The sequence below is a fragment of the Caulobacter sp. HJHS_5 genome (assembly GCF_056683955.1).
This window is the reverse complement of sequence record NZ_JBWZNC010000003.1, coordinates 134,778-157,753: the sequence shown is the minus strand read 5'-3', so window position 1 is coordinate 157,753 and position 22,976 is coordinate 134,778. Positions and strand designations below refer to the sequence as shown.

Annotated in this window: 23 protein-coding genes, 1 tRNA gene and 1 pseudogene; 15 read left to right on the top strand and 10 right to left on the bottom strand. The window is 68.6% G+C overall.

Features of this window, described 5'->3' with window-relative positions; genetic code table 11:
* Positions 1–3: 3 nt before the first annotated feature.
* On the top strand, positions 4–321 hold the full coding sequence (locus ACFLIT_RS06965) for a Dabb family protein (protein ID WP_479910484.1): 318 nt from the start codon (positions 4–6) through the stop codon (positions 319–321).
* On the opposite strand, the gene ACFLIT_RS06960 is transcribed toward ACFLIT_RS06965, so the two are convergent.
* A complete protein-coding gene (locus tag ACFLIT_RS06960; RefSeq protein WP_479910483.1) occupies positions 318–1,205 on the bottom strand; it encodes an isoaspartyl peptidase/L-asparaginase family protein in 888 nt (295 codons plus the stop codon). The two genes, ACFLIT_RS06965 and ACFLIT_RS06960, sit on opposite strands and share 4 nt — an antisense overlap.
* A 129-nt stretch (positions 1,206–1,334) precedes the next feature.
* Here ACFLIT_RS06960 and ACFLIT_RS06955 point away from each other — a divergent pair, with 129 nt between their 5' ends.
* Positions 1,335–3,290 (top strand): transglycosylase domain-containing protein, encoded by a 1,956-nt coding sequence (locus ACFLIT_RS06955; RefSeq protein WP_479910482.1) that lies wholly within the window; start codon positions 1,335–1,337, stop codon positions 3,288–3,290.
* Between the two features lie 128 nt (positions 3,291–3,418).
* Positions 3,419–3,508: transfer RNA gene (locus tag ACFLIT_RS06950), tRNA-Ser, on the top strand.
* Between the two features lie 32 nt (positions 3,509–3,540).
* Here ACFLIT_RS06950 and ACFLIT_RS06945 read toward each other — a convergent pair.
* Positions 3,541–4,665, bottom strand: coding sequence for a hypothetical protein (locus tag ACFLIT_RS06945; RefSeq protein ID WP_479910481.1), 1,125 nt, complete (start codon positions 4,663–4,665; stop codon positions 3,541–3,543).
* A 189-nt stretch (positions 4,666–4,854) separates the two neighbouring features.
* Here ACFLIT_RS06945 and ACFLIT_RS06940 point away from each other — a divergent pair, with 189 nt between their 5' ends.
* From ACFLIT_RS06940 to ACFLIT_RS06930, 3 genes are read left to right on the top strand one after another with little or no spacing between them, the layout of a single operon-like run.
* Positions 4,855–5,172 carry a heavy metal-binding domain-containing protein gene (locus tag ACFLIT_RS06940; protein ID WP_479910480.1) on the top strand — a complete coding sequence of 106 codons (318 nt, stop codon included), beginning with the start codon at positions 4,855–4,857 and terminating at the stop codon, positions 5,170–5,172.
* Between the two features lie 56 nt (positions 5,173–5,228).
* Positions 5,229–6,641, top strand: coding sequence for an FAD-binding oxidoreductase (locus tag ACFLIT_RS06935; protein WP_479910479.1), 1,413 nt, complete (start codon positions 5,229–5,231; stop codon positions 6,639–6,641).
* Between the two features lie 44 nt (positions 6,642–6,685).
* A complete protein-coding gene (locus tag ACFLIT_RS06930) occupies positions 6,686–7,354 on the top strand; it encodes a hypothetical protein (RefSeq protein WP_479910478.1) in 669 nt (222 codons plus the stop codon).
* Here the strand turns inward: ACFLIT_RS06930 and ACFLIT_RS06925 are convergent.
* The gene (locus ACFLIT_RS06925; RefSeq protein ID WP_479910477.1) at positions 7,351–7,689 is read right to left on the bottom strand and encodes a hypothetical protein; all 339 of its coding nucleotides are present in this window, start codon (positions 7,687–7,689) and stop codon (positions 7,351–7,353) included. The two genes, ACFLIT_RS06930 and ACFLIT_RS06925, sit on opposite strands and share 4 nt — an antisense overlap.
* 90 nt (positions 7,690–7,779) lie before the next feature.
* On the opposite strand from ACFLIT_RS06925, the pseudogene ACFLIT_RS06920 reads away from it, so the two are divergent.
* Both ACFLIT_RS06920 and ACFLIT_RS06915 read left to right on the top strand, forming a co-directional pair.
* Positions 7,780–10,353: pseudogene (locus tag ACFLIT_RS06920) on the top strand (TonB-dependent receptor); the annotation flags it as partial.
* A 31-nt stretch (positions 10,354–10,384) separates the two neighbouring features.
* A complete protein-coding gene (locus ACFLIT_RS06915; RefSeq protein ID WP_479910476.1) occupies positions 10,385–11,218 on the top strand; it encodes a hypothetical protein in 834 nt (277 codons plus the stop codon).
* A gap of 18 nt (positions 11,219–11,236) precedes the next feature.
* Here the strand turns inward: ACFLIT_RS06915 and ACFLIT_RS06910 are convergent, their stop codons facing one another.
* Complete coding sequence (locus ACFLIT_RS06910) at positions 11,237–11,794, bottom strand: ActR/PrrA/RegA family redox response regulator transcription factor (protein WP_479910475.1); 558 nt, start codon at positions 11,792–11,794, stop codon at positions 11,237–11,239.
* Between the two features lie 161 nt (positions 11,795–11,955).
* Positions 11,956–13,401 carry an ActS/PrrB/RegB family redox-sensitive histidine kinase gene (locus tag ACFLIT_RS06905; RefSeq protein WP_479910474.1) on the bottom strand — a complete coding sequence of 482 codons (1,446 nt, stop codon included), beginning with the start codon at positions 13,399–13,401 and terminating at the stop codon, positions 11,956–11,958.
* Positions 13,402–13,480: 79 nt separating this feature from the next.
* Between ACFLIT_RS06905 and ACFLIT_RS06900 the strand changes: the two genes are divergently transcribed.
* The 3 genes from ACFLIT_RS06900 to ACFLIT_RS06890 all read left to right on the top strand — a co-directional run bounded on the left by ACFLIT_RS06900 (position 13,481) and on the right by ACFLIT_RS06890 (position 16,188).
* Positions 13,481–14,053 (top strand): SCO family protein, encoded by a 573-nt coding sequence (locus ACFLIT_RS06900; protein WP_479910473.1) that lies wholly within the window; start codon positions 13,481–13,483, stop codon positions 14,051–14,053.
* Positions 14,054–14,174: 121 nt separating this feature from the next.
* Positions 14,175–15,440, top strand: coding sequence for a polyhydroxyalkanoate depolymerase (locus ACFLIT_RS06895; protein ID WP_479910472.1), 1,266 nt, complete (start codon positions 14,175–14,177; stop codon positions 15,438–15,440).
* Between the two features lie 19 nt (positions 15,441–15,459).
* Entirely contained in the window at positions 15,460–16,188 is a 729-nt protein-coding gene (locus ACFLIT_RS06890) for a M48 family metallopeptidase (protein WP_479910471.1), read from the top strand.
* A gap of 7 nt (positions 16,189–16,195) precedes the next feature.
* Here the strand turns inward: ACFLIT_RS06890 and ACFLIT_RS06885 are convergent, their stop codons facing one another.
* Genes ACFLIT_RS06885 through hisI form a run of 4 tightly spaced genes read right to left on the bottom strand, consistent with a single transcriptional unit; the run spans position 16,196 to position 18,589 of the window.
* Positions 16,196–16,642 (bottom strand): PaaI family thioesterase, encoded by a 447-nt coding sequence (locus ACFLIT_RS06885; protein ID WP_479910470.1) that lies wholly within the window; start codon positions 16,640–16,642, stop codon positions 16,196–16,198.
* Between the two features lie 9 nt (positions 16,643–16,651).
* Positions 16,652–17,659 carry an RluA family pseudouridine synthase gene (locus ACFLIT_RS06880; protein ID WP_479910469.1) on the bottom strand — a complete coding sequence of 336 codons (1,008 nt, stop codon included), beginning with the start codon at positions 17,657–17,659 and terminating at the stop codon, positions 16,652–16,654.
* Positions 17,660–17,706: 47 nt separating this feature from the next.
* Positions 17,707–18,189, bottom strand: a complete 483-nt coding sequence (locus ACFLIT_RS06875; protein ID WP_479910468.1) for a lysozyme inhibitor LprI family protein — start codon at positions 18,187–18,189, stop codon at positions 17,707–17,709.
* Positions 18,190–18,196: 7 nt separating this feature from the next.
* Positions 18,197–18,589 (bottom strand): phosphoribosyl-AMP cyclohydrolase, encoded by a 393-nt coding sequence (gene hisI / locus ACFLIT_RS06870; RefSeq protein WP_479910467.1) that lies wholly within the window; start codon positions 18,587–18,589, stop codon positions 18,197–18,199.
* 48 nt (positions 18,590–18,637) lie between these two features.
* Between hisI and ACFLIT_RS06865 the strand changes: the two genes are divergently transcribed.
* On the top strand, positions 18,638–19,549 hold the full coding sequence (locus ACFLIT_RS06865; protein ID WP_479910466.1) for a DUF817 domain-containing protein: 912 nt from the start codon (positions 18,638–18,640) through the stop codon (positions 19,547–19,549).
* A gap of 9 nt (positions 19,550–19,558) precedes the next feature.
* On the opposite strand, the gene folE is transcribed toward ACFLIT_RS06865, so the two are convergent.
* On the bottom strand, positions 19,559–20,182 hold the full coding sequence (gene folE / locus ACFLIT_RS06860) for a GTP cyclohydrolase I FolE (protein ID WP_479910465.1): 624 nt from the start codon (positions 20,180–20,182) through the stop codon (positions 19,559–19,561).
* 189 nt (positions 20,183–20,371) lie between these two features.
* Here folE and cysS point away from each other — a divergent pair, with 189 nt between their 5' ends.
* The 3 genes from cysS to ACFLIT_RS06845 are packed head-to-tail and all read left to right on the top strand — an operon-like array spanning position 20,372 to position 22,811.
* Positions 20,372–21,754 (top strand): cysteine--tRNA ligase, encoded by a 1,383-nt coding sequence (gene cysS, locus ACFLIT_RS06855; RefSeq protein ID WP_479910754.1) that lies wholly within the window; start codon positions 20,372–20,374, stop codon positions 21,752–21,754.
* Positions 21,754–22,362, top strand: coding sequence for an SRPBCC family protein (locus ACFLIT_RS06850; RefSeq protein ID WP_479910464.1), 609 nt, complete (start codon positions 21,754–21,756; stop codon positions 22,360–22,362). Before cysS ends, ACFLIT_RS06850 begins: the two co-directional genes overlap by 1 nt.
* Positions 22,359–22,811 (top strand): iron-sulfur cluster assembly scaffold protein, encoded by a 453-nt coding sequence (locus ACFLIT_RS06845; RefSeq protein ID WP_479910463.1) that lies wholly within the window; start codon positions 22,359–22,361, stop codon positions 22,809–22,811. Before ACFLIT_RS06850 ends, ACFLIT_RS06845 begins: the two co-directional genes overlap by 4 nt.
* The last annotated feature ends 165 nt before the right edge of the window (positions 22,812–22,976 follow it).

Genomic DNA, 22,976 nt, shown 5'->3' with positions numbered 1-22,976 from the left:
ACCATGCAGACCCCCGCCCTGATCCACCATGTCTTCTTCTGGCTGAAGAACCCCGGGTCGGCGGAGGACCGGGCCGCGATCGTCGCCGGCCTGGAGACGCTGCGGGCCATTCCGGAGATCCGGCAACTGCACATCGGCGTTCCCGCCGCGAGCGAGAAGCGCGCGGTGGTGGACGACAGCTACGCCGTCTCCGAGCTGATGTTCTTCGACAGCGAGGCCGACCAGGCCGTCTATCAGCACCACCCGATCCACCAGGCCTTCATCGAAACGTGTGGCCACCTGTGGGAGCGGGTGCAGGTCTACGACGCGGCGCCGGTCTAAAAGGCCTCCGAGACGATGCGGCCGTTGGCGTAGGCGGCCGCGCGCTTCATGCCCTGCGAGCGGAACGGCAGGGCGATGTTTCCATCGACGTCCACCGCGATCAGCCCGCCTTCCCCGCCAAGCGCGGCCACGGCGTCGAGCGCCGCGTCGGCGGCCGTCGGCAGGTCCTGGCCGGCGAGGGCCATGCGGTGGGCGACCTCGGCGGCGGTGACGAGACGCTGAAAATATTCGCCCTGGCCGGTGCAGGAGACGGCGACGCGGCCGTCGGCCCAGCAGCCGGCCCCCACGATGGGGCTGTCGCCCACGCGTCCGAACAGCTTGCCGAACACGCCCGCCGTGGAGGTCGCGGCGGCCAGGCGGCCTTCCGCGTCGCGGGCGACGCAGCCGACCGTCCCATGCGCCAGGGCGCCGGGCGGATAGTTGGAATCCCGAGCCCCCGCATGGGTGAACCAGGCGTCGGGGTTGGCGATCCTCGGAAGGCCCTGGGCCTCCGCGAAGGCGGCCGCGCCGCTTCCCGCCAGCAGCACGTGCGGCGTTCTCTCCAACACGGCGCGGGCGGCGACGATAGGGCTCTCGAAGCCTTCCAGGGCCGCCACCGCCCCGGCCCGACCGGTGGTTCCGTCCATCAGGCAAGCGTCCAGCTCATAGCCGCCGGCGGCGTTGGGCGAAGCGCCGCGTCCGGCGACGTAGAGGCCCGACGCCTCCAGTTCGCCGACCACGAACTGCGCGGTCTCCAGCGCCGGCTCTCCGGCCAAAAGCCGTTGGCGGCCCGTCTGGACGAGCAGGCGCATGTGTTCGATTTCGCGGCCGTAATCGACGCCGCGCCTGGCGCCGGCCCCGCCATGCAGGGCGAGGGCGACGCGATCTGGGGAGGAGGCGGTCATGGCGCCAGGTTAGGCCGCGGGCCCGGAGCCCGCCACCTTTCCGATCCTTAACCATTGCTTGCGTGCGCCCGTCCTTTCTATGGGCTATGCACGGCGCAAGGGGCGCCCGCGACGGAGACGGAATAAGGCATGGCCAAGGGAGCACCGCGCACGCGCGCCCAGACCATCCTCTATTGGGGCGCCGTTCTCGGCGTCTGGGGCCTGATCTTCCTGGCGGCGTTATTCGCCGTGTTCGCCACCGACCTGCCGGACACCTCGAAGATCTTCGACGCCAAACGCGCGCCTTCGGTGTCCTACCTCGACCGCTCCGGGGCGGTGATCGCCGTGCGCGGTAGCCAATTCGCGCCTCCGGTCGATCTCGACAGCTTGCCGAAGTATGTGCCGGCCGCTTTCATCGCCATTGAGGACCAGCGCTTCTGGTACCATCCAGGGTTCGATCCGATCGGGATCGCCCGCGCGTTCGTGGGCCTCGTCCGCGAGCGAGAAATCGTCGGCGGCGGCTCGACGATCACCCAGCAGCTGGCCCGAAACCTGTTCCTGACCCTCGACCAGACCTGGAGGCGGAAGGGCCAGGAGTTGATCCTCGCCATCTGGCTCGAGCTGAAGTTTTCCAAGAAGGAAATCCTCTCACTCTACCTCAACCGGATGAACTTCGGCGGCGGCGCTTACGGCATTGAGGCCGCGTCGCAGCGCTACTTCAACCACCCTGCCAAGGACCTGACCGTCGGCGAGGCCGCCCTGCTGGCCGGGGTGATGAAAGGGCCGTCGCGTTACAGCCCGGTCTACAACGTCGAGCGCTCGCAACGCCGCGCCACCATCGTGCTCGACCAGATGGTCAAGACCAAGGCCATCACGCCCGAGCAACGGGACGAAGCCTTCCGCACTCCGGTGCGGGTGTCGGCCGTGCTGGCCAACCAGCGGGCGCAGTATTTCACCGATTGGATCGACGGCCAGGTGCGCGCCATGGTCGGCGAACCGACCGAGGATCTCGTCGTCGAGACCACGCTCGACCTGCCGATTCAGGCCGCCGCCGAGCAGGCGGTGCGCGCCACGGTTCGCGCCCGCGCCAGCCAGGGCGTGCAGCAGGCCGCCCTGGTCGCCCTCGACGGCGAAGGCCGGATCCGAGGCTATGTCGGCGGCGTCTCCTATGCCGACAGCGAATTCGACCGCGCCACCGCCGCGCGGCGGCAGGCGGGGTCGGCGTTCAAGCCGTTCGTCTATCTGACCGCCATGGAGCAGGGGCGTACGCCCAATGTGCCGGTGGTCGACGAGCCGATCACCATCGGCAATTGGTCGCCGCGCAACTACGATGGCGACTTCAAGGGGCCGATGACGCTGCAGGAAGCCCTGGCGCGATCGATCAACACCGTCGCGGCGCGCCTGGCCAACGAGGTCGGCACCGGCAATGTCGCCCAGACCGCCCGCCGCCTCGGCATCACCTCGCCGATCCAGCAGGCGCCCTCGATGGCGCTCGGCGCGGTGGAGGTCAGCCCCCTGGAGATGGCCCAGGCCTACGCGCCGTTCTCCAACGGCGGCTTCACCGCCAAGGGTTACGGCATCGAACGCATCCGCACCGCCTCGGGCAAGGTGCTCTACGATCACAACCTCGAAAAGCCGACCCGCCAGCAGGTGATCGGCACGCCGGCCCTGCAGTACATGAACCAGATGCTGCGCGAAGTGGTGCACGCGCCCTACGGCACCGGCGGCCGGGCCAACGTCGCGGGCTACGACATCGCTGGCAAGACGGGCACCACCAGCGATTACAAGGACGCCTGGTTCGTCGGCTACACCGGCGGCTTCGTGGCCGCCGTGTGGACCGGCAAGGATGACAACACCCCGATGCGGCGGGTCACCGGCGGCGGCGCCCCGGCCGAGATCTGGAAGGCGTTCATGGGCCAGGCCCTTCCGCGGCTTAAGGCCCAGGCGATTCCGGGCGGCACGATCGAAGCCCCGCCGTCCGAGCCCGATCCGATCGGCGACCTGCTGGGCTCCGTCGGCATAGGCGGAGGCGCCGAGCCTCCGGCGCCACAGCCGACCGGGCCGGCTCCGGCGCCCGCGCCCCGGCCGCAGGACCTGCCTTACTGACCGGCCGGCGGGCCGGACGAAAAAGCGCTAAATTCAGGCTTCCGTTTTGCGAAAGCTCGAACTAGGTTCCGCCCCTCGCTCAGCGGGCCCTTCGGACCTCGGTCCTCAAGGCCCGTTTTCGCTTCGACGGAGAGGTGGCTGAGTGGTCGAAAGTACCGCACTCGAAATGCGGCGTAGGTGGAAGCCTACCGTGGGTTCGAATCCCACCCTCTCCGCCAGAAGCCGAGGCTGACGAACGCCTCACCGCGGGTCAGCTTCCGGTGATCTCGGCGACCTTGTCGAAGAAGCCGCGCTTGCGGGCCGAGGAGATGCCCCAGTCGGCGGGCATGCTCTGGTAGCCGTCGCCGAACGCGGTCTCTCCCTTCAGTCGATAGTCGAAGAAGCCCCAGCCGGCGTAGGCGCTGACGGCGGCCGTGAAGTTGTTCACCGGCTTGTCGAAGTCGAAGTGATCGTCCTCGTTGAACACGATCGGCTGGTTTCGATAGTTGGCCAGGGCGCGGGTCTTGGTCACCATGTCGGTGATGCCGGCGGGTTCGGCCACGCCGTTGCCGTGCAGCAGCAGGTAGTCGGCCACCTTGGCGACGTTCTCGCCGGGGATCGTGCGGCCGCCGTAGCTGGTGCTGACCAGAAGGCGTCCGGCCGGCGTGTCCACCTTGCCCTGGCTGCGCTGCTGCACCCGGGCGATCAGTTCGTGGGCCCGGTCGGGTTTGATGATCGGCGGGTGCTGGCCGATGTTACATTCGTTGGCGATTTCGACGAGGACGTTGGCGTAGCGCTTGGCGAGCAGCCAGTCGGTCGCGGCGTCGGTCGCGGCGATCACCGCCTGTTCGCTCGCGAAACGCGGCGATTGGCCGAAGTAGAAAAGCCCCACCATCGGGACCATGCCGAGCGCGTCGGCGGCGTCGAGGATGCGCTCGAGCCTCGACATATAGGCCGGCTTCAGCGCCCCGGTCTGAAAGTCGAAGGCCGAGTTGGTCCAGGCCTGGGCGTTGGAATATCCGTAAGGGCTGCCGCCCTGCAGGTTGATGTCGAAGCTGATCAGCCCCTTCCGCCGCCATTCCGGCATGGCGGCGATGAACTCGCGGGTGTTGCGGTCGGCGTCGTAGGGGCCGTCGGGATAGGCCCAATTGCTTCGCGTCTCGGGGTTTTCGTCGTCGAAGACCCCTTGAACCATCCGACTGTTGATCAGAAGGCCCTCGATCTTCTTTCCCTGCCAGACCCGGCCCCGATAGGTCGGCTGTCCGTTGATGTGGAAGGCCTGGCCGGAGATCGTGACCTTGGTCTTGCGCGCCGGGGCCTGGGCGGCCGCGCCTGCACCAAGGCCAATGGCGACGGTAGCGTATACGCTTTTCGAGATGAAGCTGCGTCGATCCATAGTTTCACTCCGTCTAGGCGTTGGGGGATGGGGCGGCTTCTAAGCCGGATCGAAGCTTTTCATAGGCGCGGGCCGGAGTCCAGGCGGCGACATCAAGCGTGTCAGCGGATGCATAACTGGGCCTTGCGGGGGCCGACCCGCGCGTAACAGACTGCGCTGGCTGAAGGCCCGTCTTCAGGAGGAAGCATCATGATTGTCACCACGACACCCACGGTCGAAGGGCGTCCGGTCCAGGAATATCTGGGCGTGGTCGCTGGCGAGGCCATTCTCGGCGCCAACGTCTTTCGCGACCTGTTCGCTGGTATTCGCGACATCGTCGGCGGGCGTTCGGGATCCTACGAGGAGGTTCTGCGGCGGGGGCGGGAAACGGCGCTGGCGGAACTGGCTGAGGAAGCGCGGCGGCGCGGCGCCAACGCGGTGGTCGGGGTGGACATCGACTACGAGACCGTCGGCAGCGCCGGTTCGATGCTGATGGTCACGGCCTCGGGCACCGCCGTTCGCCTCTAGGGCCGGTCGGCGTCTTCGGCTTGCCGACGGCCTCGGCGGGGGCTTAGGTCTGCGGCATGGACCTGCTCAACGAACTTGCGCCCCAGCACGCCGTGCTGCCCGCCGACCTCGCCGACGGTCTCCGCGCCATCCTCGGCGACCGCCTGCAGACCGGCGAGGCGATCCGTCTGCAGCACGGTTCGCCCGAGACGCACCACGCGCCGCGGTTGCCGGCCGCCGTGGCCTTCGCCGAAAGCACGGCGGAGGTGGTCGAGATCGTCAAGCTCTGCGCCGCCTACGATTTCCCGATCATCCCGTTCGGCGCCGGCACCTCGCTGGAGGGCGGCTTCATCCCGGTGCGTGGAGGCCTCAGCCTCGATCTGACGCGGATGGACAAGATCCTGGCCGTCAACGCCGCCGACTTCGACTGCGTGGTGCAGCCAGGCGTGCGACGCCAGCAGCTGAACGCCTGGCTGCGCGAGACCGGCCTGTTCTTCCCCATCGACCCGGGCGCCGACGCCACCATCGGCGGCATGGCCTCGACCCGCGCCTCGGGCACCAACGCGGTGCGCTACGGCACCATGAAGGACGCGGTGCTGGCCCTGCGGGTGGTCACCGCCGACGGCCGCGAGATCGTCACCAGCCGCCGGGCCAGGAAGTCGGCCGCGGGCTATGACCTGACCCGCCTGTTCGTCGGCTCGGAAGGCACGCTCGGGATCATCACCGAGATCACCCTGCGCCTGCACCCGATCCCCGAGGTGATGGGCGCGGCGGTGTGCAGCTTCGAGACCCTGGAGGGCGCGGTCGAGACCACGGTGCAGACCATCCAGATGGGCGTGCCGGTGGCGCGGGTCGAAATCCTCGACGACGTGCAGATGCGGGCGATCAACCGCTGGGCCAAGCTCGATTACCCCGAGAGCCCGACCCTGTTCTTCGAATTCCACGGTTCCGAGCGTTATGTGCAGGAGCAGTCCGAGATCGTGGCCGAACTGGCGGCGGCCAACGGCGGCTCCAACTTCGTCTGGACCGCCAGCCCCGAGGAGCGCACGCGCCTGTGGAAGGCGCGGCACGAGGCCTACTACGCGGGCCTGGCCCTGAAGCCCGGCTCGGTCGGCTGGCCCACCGACGTCTGCGTGCCGATCAGCCGGCTGGCCGACTGCGTGCGCGAGACCAAGGCCGACGTCGACGCCTCTGGCATCCTCGCCCCCATCGTCGGCCATGTGGGCGACGGCAATTTCCACGTCTGCTTCCTGATCGATCCGAACAAGCCGGAGGAGGAAGAGGCGGTGAAGGCGATGAACGCCCGCCTGATCGCCCGGGCGCAGGATATGGACGGCACCTGCACCGGCGAGCACGGCGTCGGCCTCGGCAAGATGGAGTGGCTGGAGCGCGAGCTCGGCGAGGCCGTCGACCTGATGCGCGACATCAAGCGCGCCCTCGATCCGCAAAACATCATGAACCCAGGCAAGGTGTTCACCCTCGACGCCTGAGTCGCCTCGCGCGTTGTCCGGTCCGAAGCGGTTGGGAGAAGCCATTGCGCGGCATCGATTTCACGTCCTGGCAGAGCGTGGTCTTCAGCCTGCTCGGCCTGGCGCTGGTGGCCTTGGTCGGGGTGGGCATCCGTCTGTTGGCGATGATGACCATCCAGCAGCGCCGCGAGCGGATGAACCGCCAGATCAACGAGCGGCTGCGCACCCTGATCGCCGCCTACAAGACGCTGGGCGGCTCGTTCACCGGCGACCTGGCGACCGATCCGCGGCACCTGCGCGACCTGCGCAAGCCAGAGGCCGACAGCGAGGCCCCGCTCGATCTCGCGGGAGGGTCCGACCGGGCCCGACGCATTCGCGACGCGGTGGAGGCGGCGCTCTCCGATATCATCCTGCTCGGCACGGAGGCGCATGTACGGCTCGCGACGGCGGCGGCGCGGGAGCTGGTCGCCGGGCGGCCCGTGCACACGCATGAACTGGTGGCCGCCCTGCGGGCTTTCATCCGCGAAGCGCTCGATCTCGATCCCATCCCCGACGATCTGGAAATTCCGCGTCAGGGGCCGACCCGTCCGTCCGGCGGGGGCGGAAAAGGGGAGCGCGGCGGCAAGGAGGGTGGCGGTGGCGGCGGAGGCCTCGGCGGCATGGGCGGCGGGTTCGGCGGTGGCCTAGGGGGCGGCCTCGGCGACGCCGACGACCCGCACCATCCCAAGGCCTAGCGGAAGATCAGCAGCGCGGCGTAGCCGATGGCGAAGCCGGCGATGCCGAGCAGCGTCAGGCAGGTGATGTCGTCGTTCAGGCGACGCAGGTGATGGTGCAGATCGGGCGGGTCGAAGGCGCCGTCCCGGGATGGTCGGGAGATCGCCCGCCCGTCTTTCGTCCACGAATGGAGGACGAATCTCTCACGATCGATATGCGCCATAATGAACGGACTCGCGTTGCTTGCCCGCTCCAACTGCAGAACAGGCGCCGCTCCGAGCGAATACCGGGTGTCGTCAAACCAACGCGGAACCGCATCCGCCGCGTCATCGATCCGCCACGGAACGGCGACCATTCCGTGAAATGAGGGTCAAGAACGCCCCCTAACAGCCGCTCGTTTCGCGCTGCACAACAGGGGCTGCAGATGACCGACCGCCAAGCCATCCGCCACGTTTTGACCGGCCTGTTGGCCACCAGCGCGCTCTGCTCGCCCGCCGTGGTCTTCGCGCAGGAGGCCGCGGTCGAGGAGATCGTCGTGACCGGTCAGCGCGAGGCCCAGCGCGCCGCCATCGAGGTTAAACGCGAGGAGTTCGTCGTCGCCGACGTGGTTTCCGCCGACGACATCGGCAAGCTGCCCGACCACAACACGGCCGCCGCCCTGCGCCGCATCCCCGGCGTCTCGGTGATGGAAGACCAGGGTGAGCCGCGCTTCCCCGTGGTCCGCGGCCTGCGCTCGACCTACAACCGCACCACCGTTGACGGCGCCGTGGTCGCCTCGGTCGACGAAAGCGGCCGCACCGTGCCGCTGGACATCGTGCCCTCGGTGATGGCCGGCCGCCTGGAAGTCATCAAGACGGTGACGCCGGAGAACGACGGCAACGCCATCGGCGGCGTGATCGCCGTCAGCACCCGCAGCGCCTTCGACCACAATGGGCCGTTCTTCAACGGCATCGCCTCCTACGGCGACTACGAGCGCAGCGGGGGCGTGCGCAACGACAAGCCGTCTTACCGCCTGGCCTTCGCCACCGGCACGACCTTCGGCCCCGACGAAGCGTGGGGCGTGGTCGTCGGCGCCTCGTTCGAACAACTCGATTACGACATCCCGCAGGTGGAAGCGCAGGACCCGTCAGTGCGTGAGTACGACGCCGTCGGCGCGCCGGTACTGTCCGGCTCGCCGACCGGCAACGGCTGGCAGGTGCCGACCTACCAGCGGCTGTTCTGGTACAACAACACCAAGCAGCGCAAAGGCGTGAACGGCAAGATCGAGTTCCGCCCCACCGATAACTTCCGCTGGGACGCCTCGGGCCTCATCGCCAAGATGGAGGACGACGAGGAGCGTATCGAGAACCGCATTGAGCCGCTGAACAATGTCACCAACCAGACAGCCACCAGCGGGACGTTCGCCCGCGGGCGCGGCGTGATTCAGCTGAACCAGCCGATCACCAACCGTGAAATCATCCTGGCCCGCACCGGCTTCGAATGGAGCTTCGCCCCGGCCTGGACGCTGGACGGCGGCCTCGTGCGCTCCACCGCCGCGCTCGACGTGCCGAACCACTCGGTGGAGTTTCGCACCGTCGACGGGACCAACCCGGCGCCGAACGCCTACGGCTTCAACTACGACACCACCAACCCGCTGTTTCCGATCTTCAAGCCGATCGACGAGGCGGCTTTCCGCAATCCCCTCAACTACCGACTGCAGCAGCACCGCGACGCCCTGACGGCGACGGACGAGTCGACCACCGAGGCCAAGCTGAACCTCGCCTTCGACAACGAGGAGGGCCTCAAGGCCAAGGTCGGCGGCCTGTGGCGCAAGAGCGAGCGCGACTTCCACTCGACGCAGGTGACCTACACCGCCCCGGCCGGCTTCATCTACACCCTGGACGAGGTGGACGTCCCCGGCCCGAGCGAGTTGATCGCCGGCCGCTACCTGCTGAGCCCGCGTATCGGCGCCAGCCAGGCCATGGCCTTCTTCAACGCCAACAAGGCGCGCTTCAATGTCGCCACCGCCGCCCCGACCGGCGACTATCAGGTCGAGGAGAAGGTCTCGGCCGCCTACGGTCAGCTGAGCTACGAGATCGGCGACCTGACCATCCTCGGCGGCGTGCGCTATGAAAAGACCGAGGTGAACTCCGACGCCACGCGGGTCACCGCCGGCGTGCTGACGCCGGTCTCCAACTCGGGCTCCTACGACAACTGGCTGCCGAGCCTGCACATGCAGTGGAAGCCGCTGGAGAACTTCATCGTCCGCGCCGCCTGGACCAACACTATCGGCCGCCCCGACTACGGCTCCCTGGCCGCCAACGAGAACCTGAGCTTCGACGGCAGCGTGCCCACCCTGTCGCGCGGCAACCCGAACCTCAAGGCCCGCGAGAGCCAGGGTTTCGACCTGTCGTTCGAATACTATCCGCAGGACGGCCTGATCTCGATCGGCCTGTTCAACAAGTCGATCAAGAACGAGATCTTCACCCTGCAGTCGACCGAGCAGCTGGACGTCGGCCGCGGCGTCGAGCCGGTGCTGATCTCCACGCCGCGCAACGCCGAGGACGCCAAGATCAAGGGCATCGAGATCGCCGTGCAGCAGGCCTTCACCTTCCTGCCCGCGCCGTTCGACGGCTTCGGCGTCAACGCCAACGCCACCGTTCTGGACACCGCCTTCACCTTCCTGACGGCGACCGGTCCGCGCACCCGCGGCCTCTTCCAACAGCCCGAGCTGACGACCAACGAGTCGATCTATTACCAGCGGGGCCGGTTCGAGGCGCGAGTGTCGCACAACTACATCGGCGGCTTCCTGGAAACGATCGTCGACGCCAACACCAACTCCGACCAGTACTGGAAGGGCCGTCACGTGTTCGACGCCAACATCTCCTACCGCCCGAACGACTGGCTGACCGTCTTCGTCGAGGGGCAGAACCTGTCGAACACCGGCCGTCAGGAAGTGTCAGGTCCCGCGCGCCAGAATCTGCAGGAATGGGCGAACTACGGCCGCACCTACTGGGTCGGCATGGCGCTGAGCTTCTGACGGTCGACGAGCGGGAAACGGAGGGCGGACGATGTTGCTTGAGCTGATCACCGCGATGGCGCTGCAGGCGTCGGCCGCCCAGGCTCCGGCGCGTGAGCCGGACCTGAAGATTCCGCCGGTGGCGACCGGCAGGAAGGCCGAGACGATCCGGCGGTACCCGTCGACCGCCACTCAGGGCGCGACGGTGGGACCGAACGAGGTCTACGCCATCCGCAACTTCGAGATCATCCGCTTCGACAAGAACACGGGCGAGGAGAAGGCGCGCTGGCTGGGCGACAAGGCGCGCTTCCCGCACATCAACTCCTGCGCCCTGATCGGGAAGGAACTGGTCTGCGGCAGCTCGAACTTTCCGGGTTCGCCGCACGTCAGCTCGGTCGAGTTCTTCGATCCGATGACGCTGGCCCACAAGCGCAGCGTTTCGCTGGGTCTCGGCACGGGCTCGCTCACCTGGGTGGACCGCAAGGACGGCGCCTGGTGGGCCCTGTTCGCCAACTACAATGAGAGCGGCAAGGAAGCGCCCCGCGACCAGACCTGGACGACCCTGGTGAAGTTCGACGACCAGTGGCGCCGTCTCGAGGCCTGGGGCCTGCCAAAGTCGGTGCTGGAGCGACTGTCGCCGATGAGTTCGTCCGGCGGCGGCTGGGGGCCGGACGGCCGGCTCTATATGTCGGGCCACGACCGGCCGGAGCTCTACGCCCTGATCATCCCGCCCGGCGGCGGCGTGCTCGATCACGTCGAGACCATCGAGATGGAAGCCGAGGGCCAGGCCATCGACTGGGACGAGAGCCAGCCGGGCATGCTCTACGGCATCACCCGTCGCACGCGAGAGATCCTGGCGATGAAGGTCCCGGTCCCTACGAAATAGGAAGCGGGGCGCCTCGCCTCACCGAGGCGCGCGCTTGGCCAGGATGCGCTGCAGGGTGCGGCGGTGCATGTTGAGCCGCCGGGCCGTCTCCGAGACGTTGTGGCCGCAGAGCTCGTAGACGCGTTGGATGTGTTCCCAGCGCACGCGGTCGGCGCTCATCGGGTTTTCCGGCGGGGCGGCCGTCTCGTCCTTGCGGGCCAGCAGCGCCTTGACTACGTCGTCGGCGTCGGCGGGCTTTGAAAGGTAATCGAGGGCGCCGGCCTTCACCGCCGCGACGGCGGTGGCGATGTTGCCGTAGCCGGTCAGCATGACGATCTTGGCTTCCGGACGCTGGTTGCGCAGCTCCTCCACCACCTTCAGGCCGCTGCCATCCTCCAGGCGCATGTCGAGCACCGCGTAGGCGGGCGGCTTGGCCCGCACGGCGCTCATCGCCTCGGCGACGCTGGAGGCCAGTTCGGTTTCGAAGCCGCGCTGCTCCAGGGCGCGGCCGAGGCGCGTTCGCAGGGCGGAGTCGTCGTCGAGCAGCAGCAGGGTCTTATCCTGCAGGGCGGCGATTTCGCTGGCGAGATCGGTCATCGGATGCTCCGAGCGCTGAGGTCCCAGCCTCAACGCGTGACGCCGGGCAGGGATGCGGCAGTCTGTCGCAGGCCATCGGGAAGTGGCAAGCCTGTTCAGAGACTTCAGGCCGACTTTGGAAGCGGTTGGGTTAAAGAATTCCACGCACCAAGGGCCGCTGTTCAACTCCCCTGGACGGCGTCCTCGAAGGCGGGCGCTTCAATGGCGGCGCGCGGCCAGCGGGCCGAAACGATGGCTCCCAGCCGGCCGGCCGGGCCCTTGCCGTTGCGGAACTCCACTCGCGCGCCCGTGCGCTCGAGCAGGGTCTTGGCGATGAAGAAGCCCAGGCCCATGCCGACGTGGCCCGTGCGGCCGCCTTCTTCGCCGCGCCGCGAGGTGACATAGGGCTCGCCCAGCTTGGCCAGCACCTCCGGCGCGAAGCCGGGGCCGTCGTCGCGCACCTCGACGCTGACCGAGCGGGCGTCGAAGCGGGCGGTGACCAGCACTTCGGACTTGGCGAAATCGACGGCGTTCTCGACCATGGAGGTGATGGCGTGCAGCACCTCCTGCATGCGCCAGAGGTCCGGCGGATGACCGTCCTCGGCGCCGGCGCCGCCGGTGACCACGGCCTCGATGCGGACGCCGGCGATGTGGGTGTGGGGTTCGATGGCCTCCTGTACGAACTGCAGCAGGCTCATCCGCTCGTGGACCACGTCGGTGGCCTGGTCGGGCGTTTCGCCGAGGCGTTTGAGAATCTCCCGGCATCGGGCGGCCTGGGAGATCATCAGCTCCGCGTCCTCGCGCACCTCGTCGTTGGGGGCGTTGCGGGCCATTTCGCGAGCGACGACGGTGATGGTGGCCAGGGGGGTGCCGAGCTCGTGCGCCGCCGCCGCCGCCAGGGCGCCGAGGGCCGACAGGCGCTGTTCGCGCGCCAGCACCGTCTGGGTGACGTTGAGCGCCAGTTCCATGCGGGCCGCCTCATTGGCCGCCTGCCAGGCGTAGGCGCCGACGACCACGATGCCGGCGATGCGGGCGGCCAGGGCGCCGAGCCGCACCGTCAGCGGCGGATCGAACGGCGCGCCGATCGGGGCCGGCAGCGGCATGGCCACGATCGACAGAATGACGGAACCGATCACCGCCAGGGCTCCGACCGCCACCGTATGGCGCAAGGGCAGGGTGGCCGCGGCCAGGGCCACCGGCGCGATCAGCAGGATCGAGAAGGGATTCAGCGTGCCGCCGGTGAGGAACAGCATGCCCGTCAGTTGCAGGATGTCGAAGGCCAGCTGGATCGCCGCCTCCCAGTCGCGCGCCAGGCGCTGGCCCGGGGAGGCGAGCGACAGCAGAACGTTCAGCCAGGCTGACAGCGCGATCAGCGAGAAGCAGAGGGCGAAGGGCATGTCGTAGCCCAGGCCGAAGCCGACGATCAGCACCGCCATCGTCTGACCGGCGATGGCCAGCCAACGCTGGAACACCAGGGTGCGCAGGCGCAGCCGGCCGCGCCGTGGTCCGCCGAGCCAGGCGGCCCAAGCGTCTTGCGGTCCGCCCCGGCCGGCCTTAAGCGAACCGTCGGACTCCACGCCCGCCGGCGCGTCGGTTGGGCTCGAGGACATTTCGGAAGTCGAAGCCATGCCCCCGCAGCATCCTCCAGTTCCGCCATCGAAGCGAGAGGGCGCAACGCTCGCAACCACGCTTCGGCGCCAATGGCCGGTGTTGCTGGTCGCCTTCGTCGCCCTGCTGGTGGGCGCGGCCCTGGTCTCGCGCAGCGGCCTGTTCAGCCCCGCCCCGCCGCCCGCGGCCGTGGGCGGCCCCTTCACCCTTGTCGATCAGGACGGCAAGCCGGTCGATGAAAAGGTGTTGAACGGCAAGTGGAGCGCCGTCTTCTTCGGTTTCACCTACTGCCCCGATGTATGCCCCACGACCCTGCAGACCCTGGCCGCCGCCGCCGACCGCCTGGGGCCGCGCGCCAAGGACCTGCGTGTGGTGTTCATCTCGGTCGATCCGGAGCGCGACACCCCGGAGAAGATGAAGGCCTATGTCGAGGCGGCGCACCTGCCCGAGGGCAGCATGGGCCTGACCGGCACGGTCGCCCAGACCGACGCGGCGGCCAAGGTCTATCGCGTCTTCCACGAGAAGGCGGGCGAAGGGCCGAACTACCTAATCAACCACTCGACCGCGGTCTATCTGATGGATCCCAAGGGCCGCTTCGTGCGGCCGCTGGCCTACGGCCTGACCCCTGACCAGACGGCCGATCAGATCAAGGCGGCGATGCGGGGCGACTGAGCCTTGCGCGATGCAAGCGCCATTTGGTCGCGGAAGCGTGACCGATGGAACCTAGGCTATGCTGGACTCCGTTAAAGCGTCCTATGTTATGCTGCGTCGCAGCAACGGGATGGGATGAACCATGCTCTACGCCATGCACGAGGCCGCCTACTACGGCGCGACACCGATGAGGTTCGCGGCCCGAGCCGCGCGCGACTTCTGGGGCTCGTCGCTGAACCCAGCCCAGAACACTCGTTTCGGCCGCACGATGTATGCCGGCGCCGAACTGTTCGCCGACGTCACCCGCCGCTACGGCAAGCCCGAGTGGAACATCGACAAGGTGATGATCAACCAGACCGAGGTGCGGGTGCGCCCGACGCCGGTGTGGGAATCGCCCTGGTGCACCCTGACCCAGTTCGATCGCGACACCAGCGACATGCGCCGGGCCGGCAAGTTCGCTCTCGATCCGGCCGTGCTGATCGTCGCGCCGCTCTCAGGCCACTACGCCACGCTGCTGCGCGGCACGGTGGAAGGCTTCCTGCCGGATCACTCGGTATTCGTCACGGAATGGAAGAACGCCCGCGACGTGCCGATGACCGAGGGGCGGTTCGACTTCCACGACTTCATCGACCACATCCGCTCGATGTTGCAGGTGCTCGGCCCCCGCCCGAGCGTGGTGGCCGTCTGCCAGCCTGGACCGCCGGTGCTGGCCGCCGCCGCCCTGATGGCCGAGGACGGCGATCCCTCGCGCCCCTCGAGCATGACCTTCATGGGCTCGCCGATCGACGCGCGCCTGTCGCCGACGGTGACCAACAAGCTGGCCGAGACCAAGCCGTTCACCTGGTTCGGCGACAACATGATCCACACCGTGCCGCCGCCGTATCCCGGCGCCCTGCGGCGGGTCTATCCGGGCTTCGTGCAGCTGGCGTCGTTCATGTCGATGAACGCCCAGAAGCACCAGGAGGCGCACGAGCGCTATTTCCAGCAGCTGGTCGACGGCGACGGCGACAGCGCCGAAAAGCACCGCGAATTCTACGACGAGTATCTGTCGGTGCTCGACCTGACCGAAGAGTTCTACCTGCAGACCATCGACAAGGTGTTCCAGCGCTATCTGCTGCCGCTCGGCGAGCTTGAGCACCACGGCCGCCTCGTCGATCCGGGCAAGATCACCGACATCGGCGTGATGACCGTCGAGGGCGAGAACGACGACATCTCGGGCGTCGGACAGACCCAAGCCGCCCACGGGCTTACGCCGAACGTGCCTTCGTCCCTGAAGGAGCTCTATGTGGCTCCGAAGGTCGGTCACTACGGGGTGTTCAACGGTCGCCGGTTCCGCGAGGACATCTATCCGCGGGTGCGTGACTTCATCTTCAGGTGCGACCCCAACGTGGTGAAGGCCAAGGCCTGACCTCTGCTACACTGGCGGGGTGAGTCTCTTCCGCCCCGCCAAGCCGACGCTGACCGCCGGTGATCGCCTCGAGATCGCCGGCCATCCGGTGGTCCTGAAGGTCAATGCCCGCGCCCGCCGCGTGTCGCTGCGGGTCGACCGGGTCGGCGGCCATGTGGTCGCCACCGCGCCGCGCCTTTCCCGCCTGCCCGAGGCCGCCGCCTTCGCCCGTGAGCGCGCCGACTGGATCGCGGCCCAGATGGGCGCGCTGCCCGCCGTCCGGCCGCTGGCGCCGGGCGACGCGCTCTGCCTGTTCGGCCGGCCCATCGTCCTGGCCCAGGCCCCTGGACGGGCGCGGCTCGATCCGCTCGGCCGGCTGATCGCTCCAGGGGAGGGCGAGGCCTGGCGCGCCGCCGTGGTCCGCACGCTCAAGCGCGCCGCCCTGGCCGGCTTCACCGAGCGCACCGACGCGGTTCGCCTGCGCCTCGGCCAGCCGCCGTTGAAGATCGCGGTCGCCGATCCGCGCGCCCGCTGGGGCTCCTGCCGCCAGGCTCGGCCGGGGGCGCCGGCGCAGATCCGCTACAACTGGCGCGTGGCGCTCGCGCCGCCGGACGTGGTCGACTACCTGGTGGCCCATGAATGCGCCCACCTGATCGAGGCCAATCACGGGCCGCGCTTCTGGGCTATCGTCGACGAGCTGGTCGGCGATCACCGCCGGCAGCGCGCCTGGCTCAAGCGCGAGGGCGCCGGACTGCACGCGATCGGCTGAACGACCCTTAGGTCTTGGCTCGCAGGATCATCTGAGTGCAGCGGAAGAGGGCGATGGGCCGGTTGGTGGTCTCGTCGGTGATGGTCGCGTCCCACACCTGGGTCGATTTCCCGCCGTGGATCAGCTTGGCCTCGGCGACGATGGCGCCCTCGCGGGCGGTGCCGAGGAAGTTCGACTTCAGCTCGATGGTGGTGAAGTTCACTCCGCCCTCCGGCATCGCCAGGAAGCAACCGTAGCCGCAGGCGGTGTCGGCGAGGGCGATCACGGTCGCGGCGTGCAGGAAGCCGTTGGGGGCCATGTGATGCGGCTTCAAGGCGATGCGGCCCCGCATCAGACCCTTCTCGGCGTGCAGCCATTCGATGCCCATGTGACCGGGCAGCGTGTCTTCGTTGCGGGCGGTCAGGGCGGCAAGCACGCCGGGATCGGTGGGTTTGTCGGTCGGGGCCTGGCTCATCGGAATCTCCTAGAGCTCTGAAAGCGCCGCCTCCAGGGCGGCCATATCTTCGGGCAGGGGGCTTTCGAAACGCAAGGATTCGCCGGTGATCGGGTGCACGAAGCCGAGCACGGCGGCGTGCAGGGCCTGACGCTCCAGGCCCGACGTCTCGATGGCGGCGCGCACCGCCAGGGCCGGCGCGCCCGAGCCGTAGACCGGATCGCCCAGGCAGGGATGGCCGAGATGGCTCATATGCACACGGATCTGATGGGTGCGGCCGGTCTCGAGGCGGCAGATCACGCGGGCGGCCAGCGGCTTGTCCTGCGGGCCGAAAGTCGCCTGGGTCGTATAGTGGGTGATCGCCTCGCGGCCTCCGGTCTTGAGCACCGCCATCTTCTTGCGGTCGTGGGTCGAGCGGCCGATGCGGGTCTCCACCGTGCCCTTCGCCGGGCGCGGGGCGCCGCGCACCAGGGCGACGTAGGCGCGTTCGATATCGTGGGCGGCGAACAGGGCCGAGAGCCCCTGATGGGCGGCGTCGGTCTTGGCGGCGACCATCACCCCCGAGGTGTCCTTGTCCAGGCGGTGGACGATGCCCGGCCGGGCGACGCCGCCGATGCCGGAGAGGCTGTCGCCGCAGTGATGCAGCAGGGCGTTGACCAGGGTGCCGCTTTCCGTGCCCGGTCCTGGATGCGCGGCCATGCCGGCCGGCTTGTCGACGACGATCAGGTGGGCGTCCTCGAACAGGACGGCGAGCGGGATCGCCTCGGCGGCCGGCTCAGCCGGGGCGGCCGGCGGGATGTCGACGCGCCAGTCGCCGACGGCGATCTTGGCCGAGGGATCGCGCACCGGCCTTTCGTCGAAGCTTATGCAGTCGAGCGCCATCAGGGCCTGGACGCGCGCGCGCGACAGCTCGGGCAGCAGGCTCGCCAGGGCCTTGTCGGCGCGCTGGCCGGCCAGCTCCGGCGTCACGGTTACGATCCGCAGGCCGTGCGGCGCCGCCTCCTCGTCGAAATCGCCCTCGATATCCTCCGGCCGCATCGGCGGTCAGCCTCCTGAATGGCCTTGAGTATGAAATCAGACCGACGTCAGCCGAGACGTTCGAGGTCCATGGTCCGCAGGATGGTTTCGTCCAGCAGACAGGACGGGCCGTTGAGGCGGTCGATGCTGCCGCCGCTGCTGGCCGCCGCCCGGCACTTGGCGTCGCGGTCCTTGATCCACTGGCGCTGAACGTCGCGCAGCTTCAGCTCCTCTTCCGCCGGCAGCCTGTGCATGGCGGCGGCGTACTGAAAATTCAGCTTGTCGTCCTGAACCTTCAGCTCGGCGGCGATGCATTCGACCATGGCGGTGGTGACGCCGGCGGCCGCCTCGCCACTGTTGAGGCAGCTATTGTACGCCGGCGTGTAGCGGGCCTCGAAGGCCGCCGCCGCGGGATCGACGGGTGGGGCGGCAGGCGGCGCCTGAGCCGATTCCTGAGCGGGCGCCGCGGCCTCCGGGGCCTTGGCGGGTTCGGACCGCCCGCAGGCGGCGAGGGCGAGCAGGGCGACGATGGGCAGGGCTCTGGGGATCATCGGCGGGTCACTCCGGACGTTCGATCAGCTTTCCGTCTTCGGCGACGCGATAGAAGCAGCTGCGGAAGCCCACGTGGCAGGCGCCGCCGTCGCCTTGCGGCCGCACCTTGATCCAAACGGCGTCCTGGTCGCAGTCGATCCGTAATTCGACCAGCGTCTGCACCTGGCCGCTGGTCTCGCCTTTTTTCCACAAGGCATTGCGCGAGCGGCTGAAGTAATGCGCCTCGCCGGTCGCCAGGGTCTTCTCCAGGGCCTCGGCGTTCATCCAGGCCAGCATCAGCACCTCGCCGCTGTCGGCGTCGGTGGCCACCGCGGCGATCAGGCCATTGGCGTCGAACCGTGGGGCGAGCGTCGTTCCCCGCTCCAGTTCGTGTTTGTCGTGAGCGTGAGGAAAGGTCATGCGTTGCTGTATGGCCCCTGGCGCGGCCCTTCGCTAGCCTCGCGCCGCATGTCGCGGGTCGCCAACCTCAACGCCTGGGCCCAGGGGCGGGTCGTCGCCCTCGACGCCTGGGCGCGGCCGTGGGCGCGTGGGAGCCGCTGGCGGTCCTGGGCCTACGAGTTCCTGCTGTTCGGTCTGAAGCAGGCCTTCGCCTGCATCTTCGGCGGGCTGATGCTGGTCCTGATCGTTTCCACCCACCTGTGGTGGCCGGACGATGCGCCGGTCGCGCGCTACGACTTCCTGGTCGTCGCCTCGCTGGCCATTCAGGCGGGGCTGCTGCTGTTTCGGCTGGAGCGATGGGACGAAGCGCTGGTGATCCTGCTCTTCCATGTCGTCGGCACGATCATGGAGGTGTTCAAGACCGCCCACGGCTCGTGGATCTATCCCGAGCCCAGCCTCCTGCGGATCGGCGGCGTGCCGCTGTTCAGCGGCTTCATGTACGCCTGCATCGGCAGCTACATCGCCCGTATCACCCGCCTGTTCGACATCCGCTTCATCCGTTACCCGCCGGAGTGGACGACCTGGGTGCTGGCCGTCGGCGCCTACGTCAACTTCTTCACCCATCACTACCTGCCGGACATCCGCCTCGGCCTCTACGCCTTCTCCGCGCTGATCTTCTGGCGCTCGTGGTTCCAGTTCACGCCGGACGACAGGCCGCGCCGCATGCCGGTGATCCTCGGCCTGGTGCTGGTCAGCCTGTTCATCTGGTTCGCCGAGAACCTCGGAACCCTGACCTCGGCCTGGGTCTATCCCGATCAGCGCGAGGGCTGGCGGCTGGTCTCGATCCAGAAGCTAGGCGCCTGGTACCTGCTGATGCTGCTCAGCTGGGTGCTGGTCACCCTGGTGCACCGCCCGACCGGTCCGGAAGCGCCGCCGAAGAACAAGCCGATCGCCGAGGGCGGCGGGGTGACGGAAGGCTAAGGGCCGCCCCTACTTCCGGTTCGTCAGGTCGAGGAACCGCTGCTGCAGTTGCCTGTCGGTCTTGAAGACGCCGGTGAACTGGGTGGTGATGGTGCTGACGTCCCGGTGTTTCACACCGCGCGTCGACATGCACTGGTGCACGGCCTCGATCATCACCGCCGAGCCGGCCGGGCGCAGCACGTCGTCCATCGCGTCGATCACCTGCTGGGTCAGGGTCTCCTGCGTCTGCAGGCGCTTGGAGAAGATTTCGACCAGGCGGGCCAGCTTGGAGAGGCCGACCACGCGGCCCGTCGGCATGTAGGCCACGTGCGCCTTGCCGATGAACGGCGCCATATGGTGCTCGCAGAAGCTTTCCACCTCGATGCCGCGCAGCATCACCATGTCGTCGTAGCCCTGCACGTCCTCGAAGGTGCGCGACAGTTCGACGGCCGGATCGCCGGTGTAGCCCTTGAACCACTCCTCGTAGGCCTCGACCACGCGACCGGGGGTGTCGAGCAGGCCTTCGCGGCGGGGGTCGTCCCCGGCCCAGGCGATCAGGGTGCGGACGGCCTCCTCGGCCTGTTCGCGGCTCGGGCGGGCGATGGGATTGAGGTCGGCGCCGATCTGGTCGCGGTCGCGGGCGTAGGCATCCATGTCTGAGAGGTCCAAGGGCTGAGTTGCGCCGGGACGATGGCCCCGGGATGACGCGTGCCACCCTTCACATCCGAGAACGGTCAGGGCGGGGGATTCGCTCCACCCAAGGAGCTTCTCCCCAGGACGTGGCCAGTCGAGGGACGTCCCGCTATATGGGACCCAAGCCGCACCCGGCAAGTTCCCAGCGATCTGATGCTCAAGCTTTACGACACCATGACGCGCGAAAAGCGCGCTTTCCAACCGGCCGATCCTTCGCGGGTGACGATGTATGTCTGCGGGCCGACGGTTTACGGCTACGCCCACATCGGCAATGCCCGCCCCGTCGTGGTGTTCGACGTTCTCTTCCGCCTGCTGCGCCAGACCTATGGCGACAAGGCGGTGGTCTACGCCCGCAACGTCACGGACGTGGACGACAAGATCAACAAGAAGGCCGCCGAGGAAGGCGTCGGCATCAAGGTGATCACCGATCGCTATCTCGAGGCCTATCACGCCGACATGGATGCGCTGGGCGCCCTGCGCCCGACGCTGGAGCCGCACGCCACCGACCACATCGCCGCCATGCAGGCCCAGATCGGCCAGTTGGTGGAGCGCGGCTGCGCCTATGCCGCCGAAGGCCATGTGCTGTTCGACACCCAGGCGTTCCCGGAATACGGCCAGCTTTCGGGCCGTAACCTCGACGAGATGATCGCCGGCGCCCGCGTCGAGGTCGCCCCCTATAAGCGTCACGCCGCCGACTTCGTGCTGTGGAAGCCGTCCAAGCCCGGCGAGCCGGTGTGGGAGAGCCCCTGGGGCGCTGGTCGCCCCGGCTGGCACATCGAGTGCTCGGCGATGATCGAGGCGCAACTTGGCCTGCCCATCGACATCCACGGCGGCGGCATCGACCTCGTCTTCCCGCACCATGAGAACGAGTTGGCCCAGGGCCGCTGCGCCCACGGGACCGACAGCTACGCCCGCTACTGGATGCACAACGGCTTCCTCGACATGTCGGGGGAGAAGATGAGCAAGAGCCTCGGCAACGTCGTGATCCCCCACGACCTGCTGAAGACCGTCCCCGGCGAGGTGCTGCGCTGGGCCCTGCTCAGCGGTCACTACCGTGCGCCCCTCGACTGGACGCCGGAGCTGATCGAGCAGAGCCGCCGCAATCTCGACCGGCTCTACGGCGCCCTGCAGCGCGTGCAGGACGTCGAGGTCGGAGAGGGCGAGCCGCCGGCCGCCGTGGTCGAAGCCCTGAGCGACGATCTCAATACGCCGAAGGCCTATGCCGAACTCTTCGCCCTGGCCAAGACGCTGGAGCTGTCGAAGGGCGCCGAACGGGCCGCCGCCAAGGCCGACCTGCTGGCCGCCGGCAAGCTGATGGGTTTCCTGTCGGCCGCGCCCGACGCCTGGTTCGCCGGGGCGGCGGACGACGATCTGCGGGCCAAGGTCGAGGTGTTGCTGGAACAGCGCGTGGCCGCCCGCGCCGCCAAGGATTGGCCGAAAGCCGACGCCATCCGGGGCGAACTCGATGCGCTCGGCGTTGTGGTGATGGACGGCCCGGCCGGGGCCACCTGGCGTCTGAAGGAGCCCGCGTGATGGCGACGAAGGTCGAAGAACGGGTCGGCATCCCCCTCTCGCAGGAGCAGGTGTGGGACGTGCTGGCCGACCTCGAGGGCTGGAAGGACTGGAACCCCCTGCACCCGCGCGTCGAGGGCAAGCTCGGCATCAATGCGCCGATCCGGCTGGAGCAGCGCCTGGAAGGCCGCCCGGTGGAGACCATCGAGGGCGTCGTCGCCGACTGGGTGCCCTATGAGCAAATCCATATCGCTCGCACCCACGCCCGAGGCTGGGCCCGCAGCGTGCGCTACATGGAGATCGAGCCGCTGACGGCGACCAGCTGCATCTTCTCGGTGGGCGAGTTGTTCGGCGGCTTCCTGGGCGACCGCATCGCCAAGAAGGAGCGCCGGGCCCTGCGCGCCGGCTTCCTGGCCATGGGCGAGGCCCTGCGCGAGGCGGCGGTGCAGCGTGCGGTCGCGGCGCCGGCCGCGCCGGAAACGGCCGCTCCGGTCGAGACCGCCGAGCCCGCGCCTTCGGCGGCGGCCAAGAAGAAGACGGTCTTGAAGCCGATGCCCTTGAACCAATATGCGCCTAAGCCCCTCGGCATGAAGCCGCTCGGGGGCGTCAAGGCTCCGGGCTCGAAGTGATCGACGACCTCTATTCCGGCCGGGTTCTGACCCTGGCGGCCAATATCCCCCACCTGGGATCGCTACCCGCGCCCCAGGCCAGCGTCGAGAAGACCTCGCGGCTGTGCGGCAGCCGGGTGAAGGTAGACCTCGTGCTCGACGGCGACCGCGTCGCCGACTTCGCCCAGGAGGTGAAGGCCTGCGCCCTTGGCCAGGCGGCCGCCGGCGTGCTCGGCGAGGGCGTTCTGGGCGCCTCGGTGGCTGAGCTCGAAGCCGGCCGCGATACCCTGCGCACCCTGCTGGCCGGCGGTGAAGCGACCCCGCCGCAGCGGTTCGCCGCCCTCTCGGACCTCGCGGCGATCCGCGAATATCCGGCGCGCCACGCCTCGACCCTGCTGGCGTTCGAGGCCGTGGTCGAGGCGGCGCATCTGATCCAGGCCGCGCCTCAGCCCAGGGCGGCGCGAGGCTGACGCCGGCCTCGCGACCCGCGTTCCGCCGATCCTCATCCGCCGGGTTGGCGTCGGCGCCACGGTCGGAAACCGTTTCCATCGCGCCCTCATGCGTTCAACCCAGGCGGGTTGGCGTCGCGCGGATGACCGTGCTAGGGCAGGCGGCTCGCCTGATTGGGGAGCCCG

Coding starts and splice junctions, on each gene's coding strand:
- ACFLIT_RS06965 (WP_479910484.1), top strand. CDS start 4: ATGCAGACCCCCGCCCTGATCCACCATGTCTTCTTCTGGCTGAAGAAC.
- ACFLIT_RS06960 (WP_479910483.1), bottom strand. CDS start 1,205: ATGACCGCCTCCTCCCCAGATCGCGTCGCCCTCGCCCTGCATGGCGGG.
- ACFLIT_RS06955 (WP_479910482.1), top strand. CDS start 1,335: ATGGCCAAGGGAGCACCGCGCACGCGCGCCCAGACCATCCTCTATTGG.
- ACFLIT_RS06945 (WP_479910481.1), bottom strand. CDS start 4,665: ATGGATCGACGCAGCTTCATCTCGAAAAGCGTATACGCTACCGTCGCC.
- ACFLIT_RS06940 (WP_479910480.1), top strand. CDS start 4,855: ATGATTGTCACCACGACACCCACGGTCGAAGGGCGTCCGGTCCAGGAA.
- ACFLIT_RS06935 (WP_479910479.1), top strand. CDS start 5,229: ATGGACCTGCTCAACGAACTTGCGCCCCAGCACGCCGTGCTGCCCGCC.
- ACFLIT_RS06925 (WP_479910477.1), bottom strand. CDS start 7,689: ATGGTCGCCGTTCCGTGGCGGATCGATGACGCGGCGGATGCGGTTCCG.
- ACFLIT_RS06915 (WP_479910476.1), top strand. CDS start 10,385: ATGTTGCTTGAGCTGATCACCGCGATGGCGCTGCAGGCGTCGGCCGCC.
- ACFLIT_RS06910 (WP_479910475.1), bottom strand. CDS start 11,794: ATGACCGATCTCGCCAGCGAAATCGCCGCCCTGCAGGATAAGACCCTG.
- ACFLIT_RS06905 (WP_479910474.1), bottom strand. CDS start 13,401: ATGGCTTCGACTTCCGAAATGTCCTCGAGCCCAACCGACGCGCCGGCG.
- ACFLIT_RS06895 (WP_479910472.1), top strand. CDS start 14,175: ATGCTCTACGCCATGCACGAGGCCGCCTACTACGGCGCGACACCGATG.
- ACFLIT_RS06885 (WP_479910470.1), bottom strand. CDS start 16,642: ATGAGCCAGGCCCCGACCGACAAACCCACCGATCCCGGCGTGCTTGCC.
- ACFLIT_RS06880 (WP_479910469.1), bottom strand. CDS start 17,659: ATGCGGCCGGAGGATATCGAGGGCGATTTCGACGAGGAGGCGGCGCCG.
- ACFLIT_RS06875 (WP_479910468.1), bottom strand. CDS start 18,189: ATGATCCCCAGAGCCCTGCCCATCGTCGCCCTGCTCGCCCTCGCCGCC.
- hisI (WP_479910467.1), bottom strand. CDS start 18,589: ATGACCTTTCCTCACGCTCACGACAAACACGAACTGGAGCGGGGAACG.
- ACFLIT_RS06865 (WP_479910466.1), top strand. CDS start 18,638: ATGTCGCGGGTCGCCAACCTCAACGCCTGGGCCCAGGGGCGGGTCGTC.
- folE (WP_479910465.1), bottom strand. CDS start 20,182: ATGGATGCCTACGCCCGCGACCGCGACCAGATCGGCGCCGACCTCAAT.
- ACFLIT_RS06850 (WP_479910464.1), top strand. CDS start 21,754: ATGGCGACGAAGGTCGAAGAACGGGTCGGCATCCCCCTCTCGCAGGAG.